The sequence below is a fragment of the Paenibacillus turpanensis genome (assembly GCF_011421635.1).
GTDB lineage: Bacteria > Bacillota > Bacilli > Paenibacillales > YIM-B00363 > Paenibacillus_AK > Paenibacillus_AK turpanensis.
Genome location: NZ_WTLI01000077.1, coordinates 1 through 315, shown reverse-complemented (window position 1 = coordinate 315; position 315 = coordinate 1). Strand labels below are relative to the sequence as shown.

The following is a 315-nucleotide window of genomic DNA, read 5'->3' as shown; positions in this document are numbered from 1 at the left end:
CCCGAGCGGTAAAGCTTCTCCCCCTCCGCAAACGGGGAATCGACGAACTTCTCCGCCGTCAGATCCGGACGATTCAGGTATCCTCTCGCAAGGCCTTCCCCAGCCACGTACATTTCGCCCGTTACGCCGATCGGCACAGGGCGGCGGTTTGCATCAAGGACGTACACGCTCAGCGTCGGGATCGGCTTGCCGATGTTGCTCTTCGCCGCCTCAATTTCGACCCACGTAATTTCCTTATACGTAACGTGAACCGTCGTCTCGGTGATGCCGTACATATTGATCAGCTTCGTCTCCGGGTACTTCGTCTTGAAGCCC

1 protein-coding gene is annotated in these 315 nt (G+C 57.8%); it reads right to left on the bottom strand.

Annotated elements, in window-relative coordinates; genetic code table 11:
* A partial coding sequence (locus GQS10_RS22880; RefSeq protein WP_166246632.1) for an AMP-binding protein occupies positions 1-315 on the bottom strand: 315 nt, incomplete at both ends.